The organism is Cellulophaga lytica DSM 7489, from assembly GCF_000190595.1.
Taxonomy (GTDB): Bacteria; Bacteroidota; Bacteroidia; order Flavobacteriales; family Flavobacteriaceae; genus Cellulophaga; species Cellulophaga lytica.
This window is the reverse complement of the sequence record NC_015167.1, coordinates 3,369,141-3,384,915: the sequence shown is the minus strand read 5'-3', so window position 1 is coordinate 3,384,915 and position 15,775 is coordinate 3,369,141. Positions and strand designations below refer to the sequence as shown.

Annotated in this window: 16 protein-coding genes; 15 read left to right on the top strand and 1 reads right to left on the bottom strand. The window is 31.9% G+C overall.

The genetic code is table 11. The features are described 5' to 3' along the window. Positions 1–2 precede the first annotated feature (2 nt). The 15 genes from efp (at position 3) to hisIE (ending at position 14,291) form a co-directional block, all read left to right on the top strand. A complete protein-coding gene (gene efp / locus CELLY_RS14900) occupies positions 3–569 on the top strand; it encodes an elongation factor P (RefSeq protein ID WP_013622526.1) in 567 nt (188 codons plus the stop codon). Between the two features lie 45 nt (positions 570–614). Continuing rightward, positions 615–1,550 (top strand): UDP-3-O-(3-hydroxymyristoyl)glucosamine N-acyltransferase, encoded by a 936-nt coding sequence (locus CELLY_RS14895; RefSeq protein ID WP_013622525.1) that lies wholly within the window; start codon positions 615–617, stop codon positions 1,548–1,550. Positions 1,551–1,620: 70 nt separating this feature from the next. Further along, positions 1,621–2,493: a succinate--CoA ligase subunit alpha gene (gene sucD / locus CELLY_RS14890; RefSeq protein WP_013622524.1), complete on the top strand. Its 873-nt coding sequence runs from the start codon at positions 1,621–1,623 to the stop codon at positions 2,491–2,493. A 106-nt stretch (positions 2,494–2,599) separates the two neighbouring features. After that, entirely contained in the window at positions 2,600–3,052 is a 453-nt protein-coding gene (locus CELLY_RS14885) for a DUF1569 domain-containing protein (RefSeq protein WP_013622523.1), read from the top strand. Between the two features lie 134 nt (positions 3,053–3,186). After that, positions 3,187–3,933 carry a 3-oxoacyl-[acyl-carrier-protein] reductase gene (fabG, locus tag CELLY_RS14880; protein WP_013622522.1) on the top strand — a complete coding sequence of 249 codons (747 nt, stop codon included), beginning with the start codon at positions 3,187–3,189 and terminating at the stop codon, positions 3,931–3,933. Positions 3,934–3,976: 43 nt separating this feature from the next. Continuing rightward, positions 3,977–6,013 (top strand): vWA domain-containing protein, encoded by a 2,037-nt coding sequence (locus CELLY_RS14875; protein ID WP_013622521.1) that lies wholly within the window; start codon positions 3,977–3,979, stop codon positions 6,011–6,013. Between the two features lie 8 nt (positions 6,014–6,021). Next, complete coding sequence (locus CELLY_RS14870) at positions 6,022–6,837, top strand: prohibitin family protein (protein WP_013622520.1); 816 nt, start codon at positions 6,022–6,024, stop codon at positions 6,835–6,837. Positions 6,838–7,090: 253 nt separating this feature from the next. Beyond that, the gene (hisG, locus tag CELLY_RS14865) at positions 7,091–7,948 is read left to right on the top strand and encodes an ATP phosphoribosyltransferase (RefSeq protein WP_013622519.1); all 858 of its coding nucleotides are present in this window, start codon (positions 7,091–7,093) and stop codon (positions 7,946–7,948) included. Continuing rightward, positions 7,948–9,231 (top strand): histidinol dehydrogenase, encoded by a 1,284-nt coding sequence (hisD, locus tag CELLY_RS14860; RefSeq protein WP_013622518.1) that lies wholly within the window; start codon positions 7,948–7,950, stop codon positions 9,229–9,231. The genes hisG and hisD overlap by 1 nt, the downstream gene beginning before the upstream one ends. Continuing rightward, positions 9,231–10,280, top strand: a complete 1,050-nt coding sequence (gene hisC, locus CELLY_RS14855) for a histidinol-phosphate transaminase (RefSeq protein ID WP_013622517.1) — start codon at positions 9,231–9,233, stop codon at positions 10,278–10,280. The genes hisD and hisC overlap by 1 nt, the downstream gene beginning before the upstream one ends. 42 nt (positions 10,281–10,322) lie before the next feature. Beyond that, positions 10,323–11,456 carry a bifunctional histidinol-phosphatase/imidazoleglycerol-phosphate dehydratase HisB gene (gene hisB / locus CELLY_RS14850; RefSeq protein ID WP_013622516.1) on the top strand — a complete coding sequence of 378 codons (1,134 nt, stop codon included), beginning with the start codon at positions 10,323–10,325 and terminating at the stop codon, positions 11,454–11,456. Positions 11,457–11,481: 25 nt separating this feature from the next. Beyond that, a complete protein-coding gene (hisH, locus tag CELLY_RS14845; protein WP_013622515.1) occupies positions 11,482–12,063 on the top strand; it encodes an imidazole glycerol phosphate synthase subunit HisH in 582 nt (193 codons plus the stop codon). A 65-nt stretch (positions 12,064–12,128) separates the two neighbouring features. After that, complete coding sequence (hisA, locus tag CELLY_RS14840; RefSeq protein WP_013622514.1) at positions 12,129–12,857, top strand: 1-(5-phosphoribosyl)-5-[(5-phosphoribosylamino)methylideneamino]imidazole-4-carboxamide isomerase; 729 nt, start codon at positions 12,129–12,131, stop codon at positions 12,855–12,857. A 70-nt stretch (positions 12,858–12,927) separates the two neighbouring features. Beyond that, positions 12,928–13,683 carry an imidazole glycerol phosphate synthase subunit HisF gene (gene hisF, locus CELLY_RS14835; protein ID WP_013622513.1) on the top strand — a complete coding sequence of 252 codons (756 nt, stop codon included), beginning with the start codon at positions 12,928–12,930 and terminating at the stop codon, positions 13,681–13,683. Between the two features lie 11 nt (positions 13,684–13,694). Next, complete coding sequence (gene hisIE / locus CELLY_RS14830) at positions 13,695–14,291, top strand: bifunctional phosphoribosyl-AMP cyclohydrolase/phosphoribosyl-ATP diphosphatase HisIE (protein ID WP_013622512.1); 597 nt, start codon at positions 13,695–13,697, stop codon at positions 14,289–14,291. Here the strand turns inward: hisIE and CELLY_RS14825 are convergent. Beyond that, positions 14,288–15,775 (bottom strand): sensor histidine kinase, encoded by a 1,488-nt coding sequence (locus CELLY_RS14825; RefSeq protein WP_013622511.1) that lies wholly within the window; start codon positions 15,773–15,775, stop codon positions 14,288–14,290. The two genes, hisIE and CELLY_RS14825, sit on opposite strands and share 4 nt — an antisense overlap.

The following is a 15,775-nucleotide window of genomic DNA, read 5'->3' as shown; positions in this document are numbered from 1 at the left end:
GTATGGCATCAACATCAGACATTAGAAAAGGATTGTGTATAAGATACAATCATGATATTTTTAAAATTGTAGAATTTTTACACGTAAAACCTGGTAAGGGACCAGCTTTTGTAAGAACTAAGTTAAAAAGTGTAACCACAGGTAAAGTAATTGATAATACTTTTTCTGCAGGCCATAAGATTGATGATGTGCGTGTAGAAACTCGTTCTTATCAGTTTTTATATGCAGAAGGTACCACGTATCATTTTATGAATACGGATGATTATAACCAAATTACGTTAGAAGAGAGTAGTTTAGATGCACCTGGCTTATTAAAAGAAGGAGAAGTTGTTACTATTTTATTTAATACAGAAGATAGTTTACCTTTATCTGTAGATATGCCTGCTAGTGTTATTTTAGAGGTTACATATACAGAACCAGGAGTAAAAGGTAATACAGCTACAAATGCTACCAAGCCAGCTAAAGTAGAAACAGGAGCAGAAGTAAATGTGCCTCTTTTTATTAATGAAGGTGATAAAATAAAAGTTGATACAGAAAAAGGCTCTTACATGGAGCGTGTAAAAGAGTAAATTTTTTACTTTTTTGTAAAATATAAACATTAGGTACAATAACATTTGAAATTTCCTATTCCACATACTTTAAAGCAAATTGCAGCTATTATTAATTGCAGTTATGTTGGTGATGATAGTTTTTCCGTTTTAGGAATGAACGAGATTCACGTAGTTACCAAAGGTGATATTGTTTTTGTAGATCACCCTAAGTACTATGACAAGGCTTTACAATCTAACGCTACCATTATTTTAATAAATAAAGAAGTAGCTTGTCCAGAGGGTAAAGCATTGTTAATATCAGACGATCCTTTTAGAGATTTTAATAAGTTAACAGCTTACTTTAAACCTTTTAAAAAATCAGTTTCTACCATATCAGACTCTGCTATTATTGGAGAAGATACCATAATACAACCCAATGTCTTTGTAGGCAATAATGTTGTTATTGGAAAAAATTGTGTAATTCATTCTAATGTTTCAATTTATGATAACTGTGTTTTAGGTGATAATGTAACTATACATGCAGGATCTGTTTTAGGTGCAGATGCATTTTATTATAAAAACAGACCAGAGGGTTTTGATAAGTTATTGTCTGGCGGAAAAGTTGTGATAGAAAACAATGTAGACATAGGTGCACTTTGTACAATAGATAAAGGCGTAACTGGTAATACTACCATTGGTGAAGGCTCTAAGCTAGATAACCAAGTACATGTTGGTCATGATACTGTAATTGGTAAAAAATGTTTAATAGCATCACAAACAGGTATTGCTGGCTGTGTTATTATAGAGGATGAAGTTACACTTTGGGGTCAAGTAGGTACTACTAGCGGTATTACAATTGGTAAAAAAGCAGTTGTAATGGGGCAAACAGGTGTTACAAAATCTATTGTGGGTGGTAAAAGTTACTTTGGCACTCCTATAGAAGAATCCAGAGAAAAACTTAGACAATTGGCTAATGTTAAAAAAATACCATCTATTTTACAAAATATTAAAAATAAATAAACAAAGAATACTTTAATAATCGCCAACAAAGCTATATTTTTGTGAAGCGAAAAAAATAACAAACGATATAATGAGTGTTTTAGTAAATAAAGATTCCAAAATAATTGTACAAGGTTTTACAGGTAGTGAAGGTACTTTTCACGCTGAACAAATGATTGAATACGGTACCAACGTTGTTGGTGGTGTAACACCAGGTAAAGGTGGTCAAGAGCATTTAGGAAGACCAGTTTTTAACACAGTTTTAGAAGCTGTTGAAAAAGTAGGTGCAGATACAACTATTATTTTTGTACCGCCAGCATTTGCTGCAGATGCAATTATGGAAGCTGCTAACGCTGGTATTAAAGTAATTATTACTATTACAGAAGGTATTCCTGTTGCTGATATGGTTAAAGCTTCAGATTATATTAAAGATAAAGATTGTCGTTTAATTGGTCCTAACTGTCCGGGTGTTATTACTCCAGGTGAAGCTAAAGTAGGTATTATGCCTGGTTTTGTATTTAAAAGCGGTACTGTAGGTATTGTTTCTAAATCTGGTACATTAACGTATGAGGCTGCAGACCAAGTTGTACGTCAAGGTTTAGGTATTACTACTGCAATTGGTATAGGTGGAGATCCAATTATTGGAACAACTACAAAAGAAGCTGTAGAGCTTTTAATAAATGATCCTGCTACAGAATGTGTAGTAATGATTGGTGAAATAGGTGGGCAATTAGAAGCTGATGCTGCTAAGTGGTATAAAGAGAGTGGAAGCAAAAAACCAATTGTTGGTTTTATTGCTGGTGAAACTGCTCCTGCAGGTAGAACAATGGGGCACGCAGGTGCTATAGTTGGTGGTAGTGATGATACTGCACAGGCTAAAAAAGCAATTATGAAAGAATGTGGTATCCACGTTGTAGATTCTCCTGCTGAAATAGGTAAAAAAGTAAAAGAAGTTATGGGTTAATCCTTTAACTTTGCTACAAATATAAAAGCGTTTACTAATTTAGTAAACGCTTTTTTTGTGCTTTAAATTAATGTACATTAGTTGTATTAACCACAACCAATTTGTTATGAAAAATTTGTTTTTAGAAAACGATTTAAATTACACTAAAGAAAGGATACATAAGCTAACCCCAGAAACCAAAGGTTTATGGGGTAAAATGCAAGTTTCACAAATGTTAGCACACTGTAATGTTGCTTATGAAATGACTTATGAAAACAAGCGCCCTAAACCAAATGCATTTAAAAAGTTTTTACTAAAAACATTTGTAAAAAAAGCTGTTGTTGGTCCAAAGCCATACCAAAAAAATGGAAGAACAGCACCTGAATTTATTATTGATAGTAGTAAAAATTTTGAAGAGGAAAAGAGTAGGTTACTATCTTATTTAGACAAAACAATGCATTTAGGAGAGGCACATTTTAACAATAAAGAGTCGCACTCATTTGGAAAATTAACTAGCAAAGAGTGGAATGTTATGTTTTCTAAACATTTAGATCATCATTTAAATCAATTTGGAGTATAAAGGAGTTTACTTTACTATTGATAAATAAACAGTTATAAAGATTTAGAATATCAATATTAAAAAAAAGAACTATACCTTTTAAAGGTCTAAAACATACGCTATATTTGACTTGCAACAACGCAAAATTTTATTAGATGAAATTGTTAGAAGGAAAAAACGTAATTATTACTGGTGCCAGTAGAGGTATTGGTATGGGAATAGCAAAAGTATTTGCAGATAATGGTGCAAATGTGGCCTTTACATATAGCTCTAGTGAAGCTCCTGCTTTAGAATTAGAAAAAGAGTTAACTGCTAAAGGTGTAAAAGCTAAGGCATATAAAAGTAATGCAGCAAGTTTTTCTCAGGCAGAAGAATTGGTAGCAAACGTATTAGAAGATTTTGGTGGTATAGATGTGCTAATTAACAACGCAGGTATTACTAAAGATAATTTATTAATGCGTATGGGCGAAGAAGATTTTGATGCTGTTATTGAAATTAACTTAAAATCTGTTTTTAACATGACAAAAGCAGTACAACGTACTTTTTTAAAGCAGCGTAAAGGTTCTATTGTAAATATGAGTAGTGTTGTTGGTGTTAAAGGTAATGCAGGACAAACTAATTATGCAGCATCTAAAGCCGGAATGATTGGTTTTACAAAGTCTGTTGCATTAGAGTTAGGTTCTAGAAACATTAGATGTAATGCAATTGCACCTGGCTTTATAGAAACTGAAATGACAGATAAGTTAGATGAAAAAGTAGTACAAGGATGGAGAGATGGTATTCCTTTAAAAAGAGGTGGTTCTCCTGATGATGTAGCAAATGCTTGTTTGTTTTTCGCTTCAGATATGTCTGCTTATGTTACTGGCCAAGTGCTAAATGTAGATGGCGGAATGTTAACTTAATAGAAGATTTAAATTTATATTGAAAAACAGAGACAATTAATACATGCAAATTACAACTGTAGTGTGGGTAATTTTAGCGGCAATATTTGCGCTGCTTGTAGTCTTGTTTCAATATTATTATAAAACTAAAAGGAGAGGTAAACTTGTTGTTTTACTCTCCTTTTTACGTTTTTTAGGTGTTTTTGGTGTGTTGTTACTGCTTATTAATCCAAAAATTACCAAAACTACCTATAGGGTAGAAAAAACAAAACTTGTAATATTAACAGATAATTCTGCTTCTATAAAAAACAGTAAATCTGTCAAAAACGTTACAGATTTCCTTAAAAGCCTTACTCTAGATGCTAACGTAAAAGATAAATTTACAATAGATACGTATTCATTTGGAGGCAATTTAAATACCATAAAAGATTCACTAACATTTGCAGAACAAAGTACCAATATAGGAGCGGCATTACAAACAACCGCAGACATTTATAAGAATACAAATTTAGCAGTAGTTTTATTAACAGATGGTAACCAAACTTTAGCTGCAGATTATGAATTTTTATCATTAAACAATAAAACACCAATTTACCCAGTAGTTGTAGGTGATACAACATCTTATACAGATATAAAAATAGACCAAGTAAATAAAAATAACTTTGCTTTTTTAAATAATAAATATCCTGTAGAAGTTTATGTCTCATACACAGGAATTAAGCCTGTAACCAAACTATTGACTATTACAGAAAATGGTAATACAGTATTTAAACAGAGTATATCATTTAGTAAAGCAGAAAATAGCAAAACTATAAGTGCTAATATTAATGCTAAAACTATTGGAGTTAAAAAAATTAAGGTTTCTGTAGCTGCACTAACCAATGAAAAGAATACACAAAACAACACAAAAACAGTAGCTTTAGAGGTTATAGATGAAAAAACAAATATTGCAATAGTTACTTCTATTGAACATCCAGATTTGGGAACCTTAAAAAAAGCGATAGAAAGTAATGAACAACGTAGCGTAACAATTTTAAAGCCTAATTCTAATAAAAACTTATGGCAGAACACAGATGTTTTTATTTTTTATCAGCCTAATACAGCTTTTAAAAGCATAGTAGACTATGCTAAAACGGCTGCTAAAAACTCCTTTGTTATAACTGGTTTACAAACAGATTGGGACTTTTTAAATTCGGTTCAGAACACTTATATTTTTGAAGATGGTTTTCCTGCCCAAGAGGTAATGCCAATGGTAAACTCTTCTTTTTCTAAGTTTGATGTATCTGAATTTTCTACAGCTAATTTTCCTCCCTTACAGAGTAATGTTAGTCCGGTTTTTTCGCAAAATGAAAGTTTAACTGTTCTAAAAACAACAATAAGAGGTGTTACTATAGAGTCTCCTCTGTTGGCAGTGTCAGAATTTGATACAACAAAACAAGTTTTTTTGTTTGGAGAAGATATTTGGAAATGGAGGATGCAAACTTATAGAAATGATAAAGATTTTAAATCTTTTGATGATTTTATAGGTAAAATTATTCTGTATTTGGCCTCTAGTAACTCTAAAAATAGTTTTACTCTAGATTATAAACAAGTGTATTTAGGTAGTAGTGAGGCGGTTATTAATGCATCGGTTTTTGATGATGCTTTTGAGTTTGACTCAAATGCTACAATAGTTTTAAAAATAAACAACAAAGAAAAAACTATTTACAAAGAAATTCCAATGCTTTTAAACGGTTTTAATTATAAAGCAGATTTAAGTAGTTTGCCAGCAGGTGATTATACATTTACAGCTACGGTAACAAATACAAATACATCAAAATCTGGAACTTTTACCATTTTAGAATATGATGTAGAGCAGCAATTTACTTCTAGTAATTACAAGAAAATGAATCGTATTGCAACAAACACAAATACAAGTCTATTTTATATTGATAATGCAAAAGGTCTAAAACAGGAATTGCTTAGTAAACAAACCCTAAAACCCACACAAAAGAGCAAGGAAAATATTGTATCTTTGGTAGAATTTAAATTTCTACTAGGCTTTATTTTATTGGTATTTGCAATAGAATGGTTTATTAGAAAATACAACGGATTAACTTAAAAACTACTATGGAAAGATTACCAAAAATTGCATTACCTGTATTATTTGTTATCATACTAATTATTGTTATTATCTCTAAATCAGCAGTGACAATAGATTCTGGTCACGCAGGAGTTTTATACGAGACTCTTGGAGATGGTGTTGTTACAGATGAGCCTCCAATGGGAGAAGGGTTTCATGTGGTAGCTCCTTGGAATAAAGTATATATTTATGAAGTACGTCAGCAAGAGGTATTAGAAAAAATGAATGTACTTTCTAGCAACGGTTTAGATATTAAATTAGAAGCTTCAGCTTGGTTTCAACCAAAACGTAATGAATTAGGAAAGTTACACCAAGAAAAAGGCGAAGATTATATACAAAGAGTGTTATTACCAACTATAAGATCTGCAGCCCGTTCTGTTGTTGGGCGTTATACGCCAGAGCAGTTATATTCTAGTAAAAGAGACGCTATACAGCAAGAAATTTTTGATGAAACAAAAAAAATTGTAGATGGTGAATACATTCAATTAAACGAAATTTTAGTGCGTGATGTAACATTGCCGCCAACAATTAAAGATGCCATAGAGCGTAAATTAAAACAAGAACAAGAGTCTTTAGAATATGAATTTAGACTGGTAACGGCAAAAAAAGAGGCCGAAAAAGTAACTATTGAAGCACAAGGTAAAGCAAATGCAAACAAAATATTAAGTGCATCGTTAACAGATAAAATTTTGCAAGACAAAGGTATAGATGCTACTATAAAATTGTCTGAATCTCCAAACGCTAAAGTAATTGTAATTGGTAGTGGAGACTCTGGTTTACCATTAATTTTAGGAAACCAATAAATTTACAATCATTTGTTAAGAAATTATCAATAGTGAACTAAAATTATAAATTCTCTTTTTTATAAAAGAAATAAGTTTTACTTTTACACCATAATGAGAAATAAAAACACACATCATCATCACTTTACACCTTGCTATCAAGCGAGCTAGAAGTGTTTTGCCGTGTTTAAACATATATCTAACCTGTTTGAGAAATCAAGCGGGTTTTTTGTTTTTATCCATTTTGATTTCTTAAACACATACTAAAAAAAGAATGACTAAAATTAGAATTGCAATTCAGAAAAGCGGACGTTTAAATGAAGATTCCATAGCTATTTTAAAAGACTGTGGTATCTCTATAGACAACGGTAAAGATCAGCTAAAAGCATCTTCAAGAAATTTTCCAATGGAAGTTTTTTACCTAAGAAATGGTGATATTCCTCAGTATTTAAGAGACGGAGTAGTAGACATTGCTATAATAGGAGAAAATGTGTTAATAGAAAAAGGAGAAGACATTACATTTTCAGAAAGATTAGGATTTTCTAAGTGTAAAGTATCGTTAGCAGTACCTAAATCTTTTAAATATACATCTGTACAAGATTTTCAGGGTAAACGTATTGCAACATCATACCCAAATACAGTAAAAAATTATTTAGCATCTAAAGGTGTTACAGCAGATTTACACATTATTAATGGTTCTGTAGAAATTGCACCAAATATTGGTTTGGCAGACGGTATTTGTGATATTGTATCTAGTGGTAGTACATTATTTAAAAACAACCTTAAAGAGGTAGAAGTAATGTTAACTAGTGAAGCTGTTTTAGCAGTTTCTCCAAAAATATCTGAAGAGCGAAAAGAGATTTTAAGTCAGTTAGAGTTTAGAATAGAATCTGTTTTAAGAGCTAGACAATCTAAATATGTACTTTTAAATGCTCCTAATGAAAAGCTAGAAACTATTATATCTTTATTACCAGGAATGCGAAGCCCTACTGTATTGCCATTGGCAGAAGAAGGTTGGAGCTCTGTGCACACTGTAATAAATAAAGATAAATTCTGGGAAGTAATTCAGGAGTTAAAAAAAGAAGGCGCAGAAGGTATTTTGGTTTGTCCAATTGAAAAAATGGTACTATAATGAATAAGATTGATAATCCAGCTGTTGCAGATTGGAAGCAAGTTTTAGAAAGACCAACACAAACTGTTGCAGATATAGAAGGTACTGTAGTTTCTGTTTTTAATGAGGTTAGAACTGATGGTGATAAAGCTGTAAATAAGTACACTACTAAGTTTGATGGTGTTTCTTTGCAATCTACTATTGTCAGTGTTGAAGAATTGGTTGAAGCAGAAAAATTAGTATCAGAAGAACTAAAAAAAGCAATACAATTAGCAAAAAGTAATATTGAAGCTTTTCATAAGGCACAAGAGACGAGTAAGGTAAGTATACAAACAGTAAACGGAGTAGATTGTTGGCAAGAAAAACGACCAATTCAAAAAGTTGGTTTATACATTCCTGGTGGTACTGCACCATTATTTTCTACAATACTAATGTTGGCAACACCAGCAAACATAGCAGGTTGTAAAGAAATTGTATTGTGTTCTCCTCCAAACAAAGAAGGCAAAATTAATCCCGCTATTTTGTATGCAGCAAATTTATGTGGTGTAACTAAAATATATAAAGTTGGTGGTATACAAGCTATTGCAGCTATGACGTTTGGTACACAAACAATACCACAAGTTTATAAAATATTTGGTCCAGGCAACCAATTTGTTACCGTAGCTAAACAAATAGCAACCAAATATGGTGTAGCTATAGATATGCCAGCAGGACCAAGTGAATTGTTAGTTTTAGCAGATGATACAGCTAATGCAGCATTTGTAGCATCAGACTTATTAAGTCAGGCAGAACACGGTACAGATAGTCAAGTGATATTAGTATCTACTTCAAAACAAATGATTTCTGACGTAGAAACTGAGTTAGAAAAGCAATTAGCAGTTTTACCACGTGTAGAAATAGCAACACAGGCCATAGCAAATAGTAAGCTTATATACATAGAAACGCTAGAAACGGCTATGCAATTGATTAATGAATATGCTCCAGAGCACTTTATAGTTTGTGTAGAAAATGAGGATTATGTATTAAACACAATTGAAAATGCTGGGTCTGTATTTATTGGCAATTATACGCCAGAGAGTGCAGGTGATTATGCATCGGGAACCAACCATACTTTACCAACAAACGGTTATGCAAAACAATACAGTGGTGTTAATTTAGATAGTTTTACCAAGAGTATTACGTTTCAAAAAATATCTGAACAAGGTATAAAAGAAATAGGTGAAGCTATAGAGTTAATGGCAGATGCAGAAGGTTTACAAGCACACAAAAATGCAGTTACATTACGTTTAAAGAGTTTAAAATAATGAAAGATTTTAACTTAGATAAATTAACTAGAGAGAATGTAAAAGGACTTAGTCCATATTCTTCTGCTAGAGATGAGTATGTTTCTGATGGTACTGAAATGGTTTTTTTAGATGCCAATGAGAATCCGTTTTCTAACGGAGTAAACAGGTATCCAGATCCGCAACAGCGTAGTTTAAAATCTGTTTTAGCAGAACAAAAAGGTGTTAAAACAGAAAATTTGCTTTTAGGCAATGGTAGTGATGAAGTTTTAGACTTAATCTACAGAGCTTTTTGCGAACCTAAAGAAGATAACATTATAACGTTGCCGCCAACTTATGGTATGTACAAGGTGTTGTCTGGTATTAATAATATAGAGAATAAAGAGGTGTTACTTACAGCCAATTTTGAACCTAATGTAGATGAAATTTTAGCTACAGCAAATAACAATAGTAAAATTTTGTTTTTATGCTCGCCAAACAACCCAACTGGCAATAGTTTTACAGCTGCAAAAATGCATCAGTTGTTAGAGGAGTTTAATGGTTTAGTGGTTGTTGATGAAGCCTATATCGATTTTTCACCACAAGAGAGTTGGGTGACTCAACTAGGTAATTATCCTAATTTAATTGTTACTCAAACCTTATCTAAAGCTTATGGTTTGGCAGGTGTACGATTAGGAATTTGTATTGCATCAGAAGAAATTATATCGGTTTTAAATAAAATTAAACCTCCTTATAATGTAAACGAATTAACGCAACAACGAGCAAAAGAGCGTGTTTTAGATATAGATTCTGTAAAACAAGAAGTATCTAAAATAATGTTAGAAAAAGAAGCTTTATCTAAAGTGTTACTTCAAGTTAGTTTTATCGAAAAAGTATATGCTTCTGACGCTAATTTTATTCTTGCTAAAGTTGACGATGCTACAAAAAGATACAATCAGCTTTTAGAAAAAGGAATAGTAATACGTAATAGAACTACACAGCCTTTATGTGAAAATACATTGCGTTTTACAGTAGGTACACCAAAGGAAAATAAGCAATTAATAAACGCACTAAACCAAATTAATAACTAACTGTAATTCTTTTTATAAAAGAATTACAACGAACTATAAAAGATGAAAAAAGTATTATTTATAGATAGAGACGGTACCATAATAAAGGAAACTGTAGACGAACAAATAGATGCATTTGAAAAAATGATTTTTTATCCAAAAGCATTTACATATTTAGGAAAAATAGCAAAAGAGTTAGATTATGAGTTGGTAATGATAACCAACCAAGATGGCTTGGGTACAGATGTTTTTCCTGAAGATACATTTTGGCCAGTACACAACTTTATTTTAAAGTCTTTTGAAAATGAAGGTGTAGTTTTTGATAAGGTTTTTTTAGACCGAACTTTTCCTCACGAAAATGCAAATACTCGTAAACCTGGGACAGGCCTATTAACCGAATATTTTTCTGCTGAATATGATTTAGCAAACTCTTTTGTTATTGGTGATCGTTTAACAGACATAGAGTTAGCTAAAAATTTAGGTTCTAAAGGTATTTTTATTAATGATGAAACCAATTTAGGTACCGGGGAAATTACAGTAAAAAGGGAAGAATTAGACGATGTTATAGCCTTAGAAAGCAATGACTGGGAGAAAATATACGAGTTCTTAAAACTAAAAGATAGAGTTTCTGAAGTTACACGTAAAACCAATGAAACTGATATTTACATAAATGTAAATTTAGATGGCACTGGAAAAAGTGACATAAAAACAGGATTGTCTTTCTTTGATCATATGTTAGACCAATTGGCACGTCACGGTCAAATGGACTTAGAAATTAAGGTAAATGGAGATTTAGAAGTAGATGAGCACCACACTATAGAAGATACTGCTATTGCTTTAGGAGAAGTATTTGCTAAGGCTTTAGGTACAAAACTAGGAATAGAACGTTATGGTTTTTGTTTGCCAATGGACGACTGTTTAGCGCAAGTAGCAATTGATTTTGGTGGTCGTAACTGGTTGGTTTGGGAAGCCGATTTTAAACGAGAAATGGTTGGTGATATGCCAACAGAAATGTTTTTGCACTTTTTTAAATCGTTTTCAGACGGAGCAAAAGCTAACCTTAATGTAAAAGCAGAAGGTATAAACGAACATCATAAAATTGAAGCTATTTTTAAAGCGTTTGCAAAGGCTATAAAAATGGCGGTAAAAAGAGATGTAGAAAAAATGGTTTTACCTAGTACAAAGGGAATGCTGTAAATAGTGATAATACTTAAAGTTTAAAATGAAAATAGTAATTATAAATTACGGAGCAGGAAATATACAGAGCATTAAATTTGCTATAAAAAGACTAGGTTTTGAAGCCGTTTTAACAGATAATGTAGACGATATTTTAGCTGCAGATAAAGTTATTTTTCCTGGTGTAGGTGAGGCTAGTAGTGCAATGAGTAAGTTACGTGCTAGTGGTTTAGATACTTTAATTCCGACTTTAAAACAACCTGTTTTGGGTATTTGTTTAGGAATGCAGCTAATGTGTAATGCATCTGAAGAAGGAAAAACAAAAGGTTTGGAGATTTTTAATGTTGATGTTGTAAAGTTTTCAAACAAGGTAAAAGTGCCACAAATTGGATGGAATGAGATATCAAACTTAAAAACAAATCTTTTTAATAAAGTAAAAGAGAAATCTCATATTTATATGGTTCATAGTTTTTATGCTCCAGTTACTAACGAAACCATTGCAACATCCAATTATGATGTAGATTACAGTGCGGCATTACAAAAAAATAATTTTTACGGAACTCAATTTCACCCAGAAAAAAGTAGTGAAGTAGGAGAGCAGATTTTGATGAATTTTCTGGAAATGTAGAAGTTTAATTAAGTCTAAAGTTAACAAGCAATTAAGTCTTTACACTTTTTTACAAAAAAACAAAAATGAGAATAATACCAGCAATAGATATTATAGATGGCAAATGTGTACGCTTGTCTAAAGGAGATTACAACACTAAAAAAATATATAACGAAAACCCTTTAGAAGTTGCTAAAGAGTTTGAGGCTCACGGTATTGAGTATTTACATTTAGTAGATTTAGACGGTGCAAAGTCTAAACACATAGTAAACCATAAGATTTTAGAGCAAATAGCTTCTAAAACAAACCTAAAAATAGATTTTGGTGGCGGATTAAAGTCGGACGATGATTTACGTATAGCCTTTGAAAGTGGTGCTAACCAAATAACTGGTGGTAGTATTGCAGTAAAGGATAGAGAGATATTTTCTTTTTGGCTTGAAAAATTTGGTGCTAATAAAATTATTTTAGGAGCCGATGCTAAAGATGAAAAAGTAGCTGTTTCTGGTTGGTTAGAAGAGTCTAAAGAAGAATTGGTGCCATTTATACAAGCATATCAAAAACAAGGTGTAAGCTATGTTATATGTACAGATATTAGTAAAGATGGTATGCTAGAAGGACCTTCTTTTGATTTGTATTCTAAAATTTTACAATCATCAGAAAAAGGTTTAAAACTAATAGCTAGTGGAGGAATTTCTACTTATGATGAACTGCCAAAACTAGCCGAAATTGGTTGTGAAGGTACCATAATTGGAAAAGCTATTTATGAGAACAGAATTTCTATGAAGCAGTTAGAAGAATTTATATTAAATAAATAAGAATTTAGAATAGAGAGTACAGAAAAATAGAAGTCTATTTTTTATCTCTTTTCTATGATCCATAAATATTATGTTAACAAAAAGAATAATTCCGTGTTTAGATATTAAAAACGGTCGCACTGTAAAAGGAATAAATTTTGTGGATTTGCGTGATGCTGGTGACCCAGTAGAATTAGCGGAAATATATGCAAAAACAGGAGCAGACGAACTTGTTTTTTTAGATATATCTGCCACAGAAGAGCGTAGAAAAACATTAGCAGACCTAGTTTTACGCGTTGCAGAAAAAGTAAATATACCGTTTACTGTTGGTGGTGGTATTTCATCAATTGAAGATGTAGATATATTGTTGCAAAATGGTGCAGATAAAGTATCTATAAATTCATCTGCAGTTAAAAATCCACAATTAATAAACGACTTAGCAGCCAAATTTGGATCGCAGTGTGTGGTTGTTGCCATAGATGCTAAAAATATAGATGGCAACTGGGTTGTTCATTTGGTTGGTGGTAAAGTACCTACGGAATTAAACTTGTTTGATTGGGCAAAAGAAGTTGAAAAAAGAGGAGCAGGAGAAATTTTGTTTACGTCTATGGACAATGACGGTACTAAAGATGGTTTTGCTAATGAAGCATTAGCTAAATTATCAACCGAGCTAAATATTCCAATTATAGCTTCAGGTGGTGCAGGTTCTATTCAGCATTTTACAGATACTTTTAAAGATGGTAAAGCAGATGCAGCATTGGCAGCAAGTGTTTTTCATTTTAAAGAAATAGAAATAAAAGAATTAAAAGAAGAATTAAAAACTAACGGCATACCAGTTAGATTATAATATTATATAAAATGACAATAGATTTTACAAAAAGTACAGATGGTTTAGTACCTGCAATAGTACAAGACGCTGCTACTAAAACAGTTTTAATGCTTGGTTATATGAACCAAGAAGCGGTAGATAAAACTAACCAAACAAAAAAGGTAACGTTTTATAGTAGAAGTAAAAACCGTTTATGGACTAAAGGAGAAGAAAGTGGAAACTTTTTAAATTTAGTTGATATGAAAGTAGATTGTGATAATGACTCTTTATTAGTTACTGTAAACCCTGTAGGGCCAACCTGCCACACTGGTACAGATACGTGTTGGAAAGAAGAAAACACAACCAATTATGGCTTTTTAACAGCGCTAGAAGATATTATTACAGACCGTAAAGAAAACCCAGAAAATAAAGACAGCTATGTAGCATCTCTTTATAGAAAAGGAATTAACAAAGTTGCCCAAAAAGTTGGGGAAGAAGCCGTAGAAGTAGTTATTGAAGCAAAAGATAGTGATGACCACTTATTTAAAGAAGAAAGTGCAGATCTACTATTTCATTACTTAATTTTACTACAAGCAAAAGGCTTTAAATTAAATGATATTGTTACCGTACTAAAAAATAGACATTAGTGCACAGGTAATGTAAAACTAAAGGTGCTGCCTTCTTTAGGTTTGCTAAGTACAGTAATAGTGGTGTCATGCATTTCCATTATTTTCTTAACTATGGCTAAACCTAAGCCAGCACCTCTTTTCTTTTCAGACTTATCTAGCTGCTTGTATCTGTCAAAAATATATGGTTGCTCATTAATTGGTATTCCGGCACCAGTATCTGTAATATTAATTTCTACTTTTTTAGCTTGTTTTTTAATAGCTAGTGTTACTTTTCCGTTTGGTTCTGTGTACTTAATAGCATTTTCTAATAAATTTTGCAATGCGCGTTCTACCATACTAACATCTGCATACACAAAGTTATTTTCATTAGAAGCATCCATTTGAAGTGTAATTTGTTTTTTTTCTGCGATTACTTTAAATTTCTCAATTAAATCATAAGATAGTTCTGTTATAGAAAAAGGTTCTTTTACAGGAGTAACCTGTTCTGACTCTAGTTTAGAATACTCAAACAATTGATTTATTAAGTTTGATAAACGATCTATATTATTATGAGTAATTTGTAAGTACTCATCTTTTTGAACCTCTGTAAGTGTATCTTTTTTTATTTGTAGTGTTTCTACATATCCTTTTAAAATAGCAAGTGGCGTTCTTAAATCATGAGATACATTAGCAATTAACTCTCTACGCAATGTATCTACAGATTGTATTTTATCAATATTACTAACAATAGTATCTGCCATATCATTAAAAGAATTGGCAAAGACTTCAATATCAGATTTTTCTGGATTTTTGATACGGGCAGTACGGTCTCCTTCCTGAAATTTATTTACAGTACTAATCATTACACGTAAGTTTTTAGTTAAAAACCAAATACTTAATAGTCCTAATAATGCAGCAAAAAGCATAGTTAGTAGAGTAGCGCCAATACCTAACTTCATAAAGTACTGAGATAATAAGCTATTACTTATGGCTTGAAACTCTTGACCAGCAAGAATAATATAAATGTATCCCTCTTTATCTCCGCTCTTGTAAGGAGCAGCAGAAAATATTTTTTTCTCTTCAGTATTTCTTGGGTCGTCACCTAAAATATACTTTTGACCGTCTGTTTTAATAAACTCTTTTATTGGGGCAAGGGAAACGTGTTTTATAGGTTCGTTGGCATCATGTTTTAAAACAACAGAATAAAGTACAGAACCTGCACTGTCTAGTAAATACACTTCTATGCTGCGGTTAACCGCCATCATATCATGCATTAAGTCTCCAAACAATGGCTTATTTACGCTACCATCTTCTAAAAAAGGAGATGCATTTTGAAACTTTTCTTCAATTAAGTGGTTTGCTACTTTAGCATTTACTTTTTGTATAGTAGCTTCATTATATTTATTAGCAAAGTAACCTGTTATTAGTACGTAACAAGCTCCCATCAATAAAATAATAAAAATAAAAGCTAGCCATAATTTTTTAATAAGCTTGGTGCCTAAAACTTTTTTTGATGCTCCCAT

Coding starts and splice junctions, on each gene's coding strand:
- efp (WP_013622526.1), top strand. CDS start 3: ATGGCATCAACATCAGACATTAGAAAAGGATTGTGTATAAGATACAAT.
- sucD (WP_013622524.1), top strand. CDS start 1,621: ATGAGTGTTTTAGTAAATAAAGATTCCAAAATAATTGTACAAGGTTTT.
- CELLY_RS14885 (WP_013622523.1), top strand. CDS start 2,600: ATGAAAAATTTGTTTTTAGAAAACGATTTAAATTACACTAAAGAAAGG.
- fabG (WP_013622522.1), top strand. CDS start 3,187: ATGAAATTGTTAGAAGGAAAAAACGTAATTATTACTGGTGCCAGTAGA.
- CELLY_RS14875 (WP_013622521.1), top strand. CDS start 3,977: ATGCAAATTACAACTGTAGTGTGGGTAATTTTAGCGGCAATATTTGCG.
- CELLY_RS14870 (WP_013622520.1), top strand. CDS start 6,022: ATGGAAAGATTACCAAAAATTGCATTACCTGTATTATTTGTTATCATA.
- hisG (WP_013622519.1), top strand. CDS start 7,091: ATGACTAAAATTAGAATTGCAATTCAGAAAAGCGGACGTTTAAATGAA.
- hisD (WP_013622518.1), top strand. CDS start 7,948: ATGAATAAGATTGATAATCCAGCTGTTGCAGATTGGAAGCAAGTTTTA.
- hisC (WP_013622517.1), top strand. CDS start 9,231: ATGAAAGATTTTAACTTAGATAAATTAACTAGAGAGAATGTAAAAGGA.
- hisB (WP_013622516.1), top strand. CDS start 10,323: ATGAAAAAAGTATTATTTATAGATAGAGACGGTACCATAATAAAGGAA.
- hisH (WP_013622515.1), top strand. CDS start 11,482: ATGAAAATAGTAATTATAAATTACGGAGCAGGAAATATACAGAGCATT.
- hisA (WP_013622514.1), top strand. CDS start 12,129: ATGAGAATAATACCAGCAATAGATATTATAGATGGCAAATGTGTACGC.
- hisF (WP_013622513.1), top strand. CDS start 12,928: ATGTTAACAAAAAGAATAATTCCGTGTTTAGATATTAAAAACGGTCGC.
- hisIE (WP_013622512.1), top strand. CDS start 13,695: ATGACAATAGATTTTACAAAAAGTACAGATGGTTTAGTACCTGCAATA.
- CELLY_RS14825 (WP_013622511.1), bottom strand. CDS start 15,775: ATGGGAGCATCAAAAAAAGTTTTAGGCACCAAGCTTATTAAAAAATTA.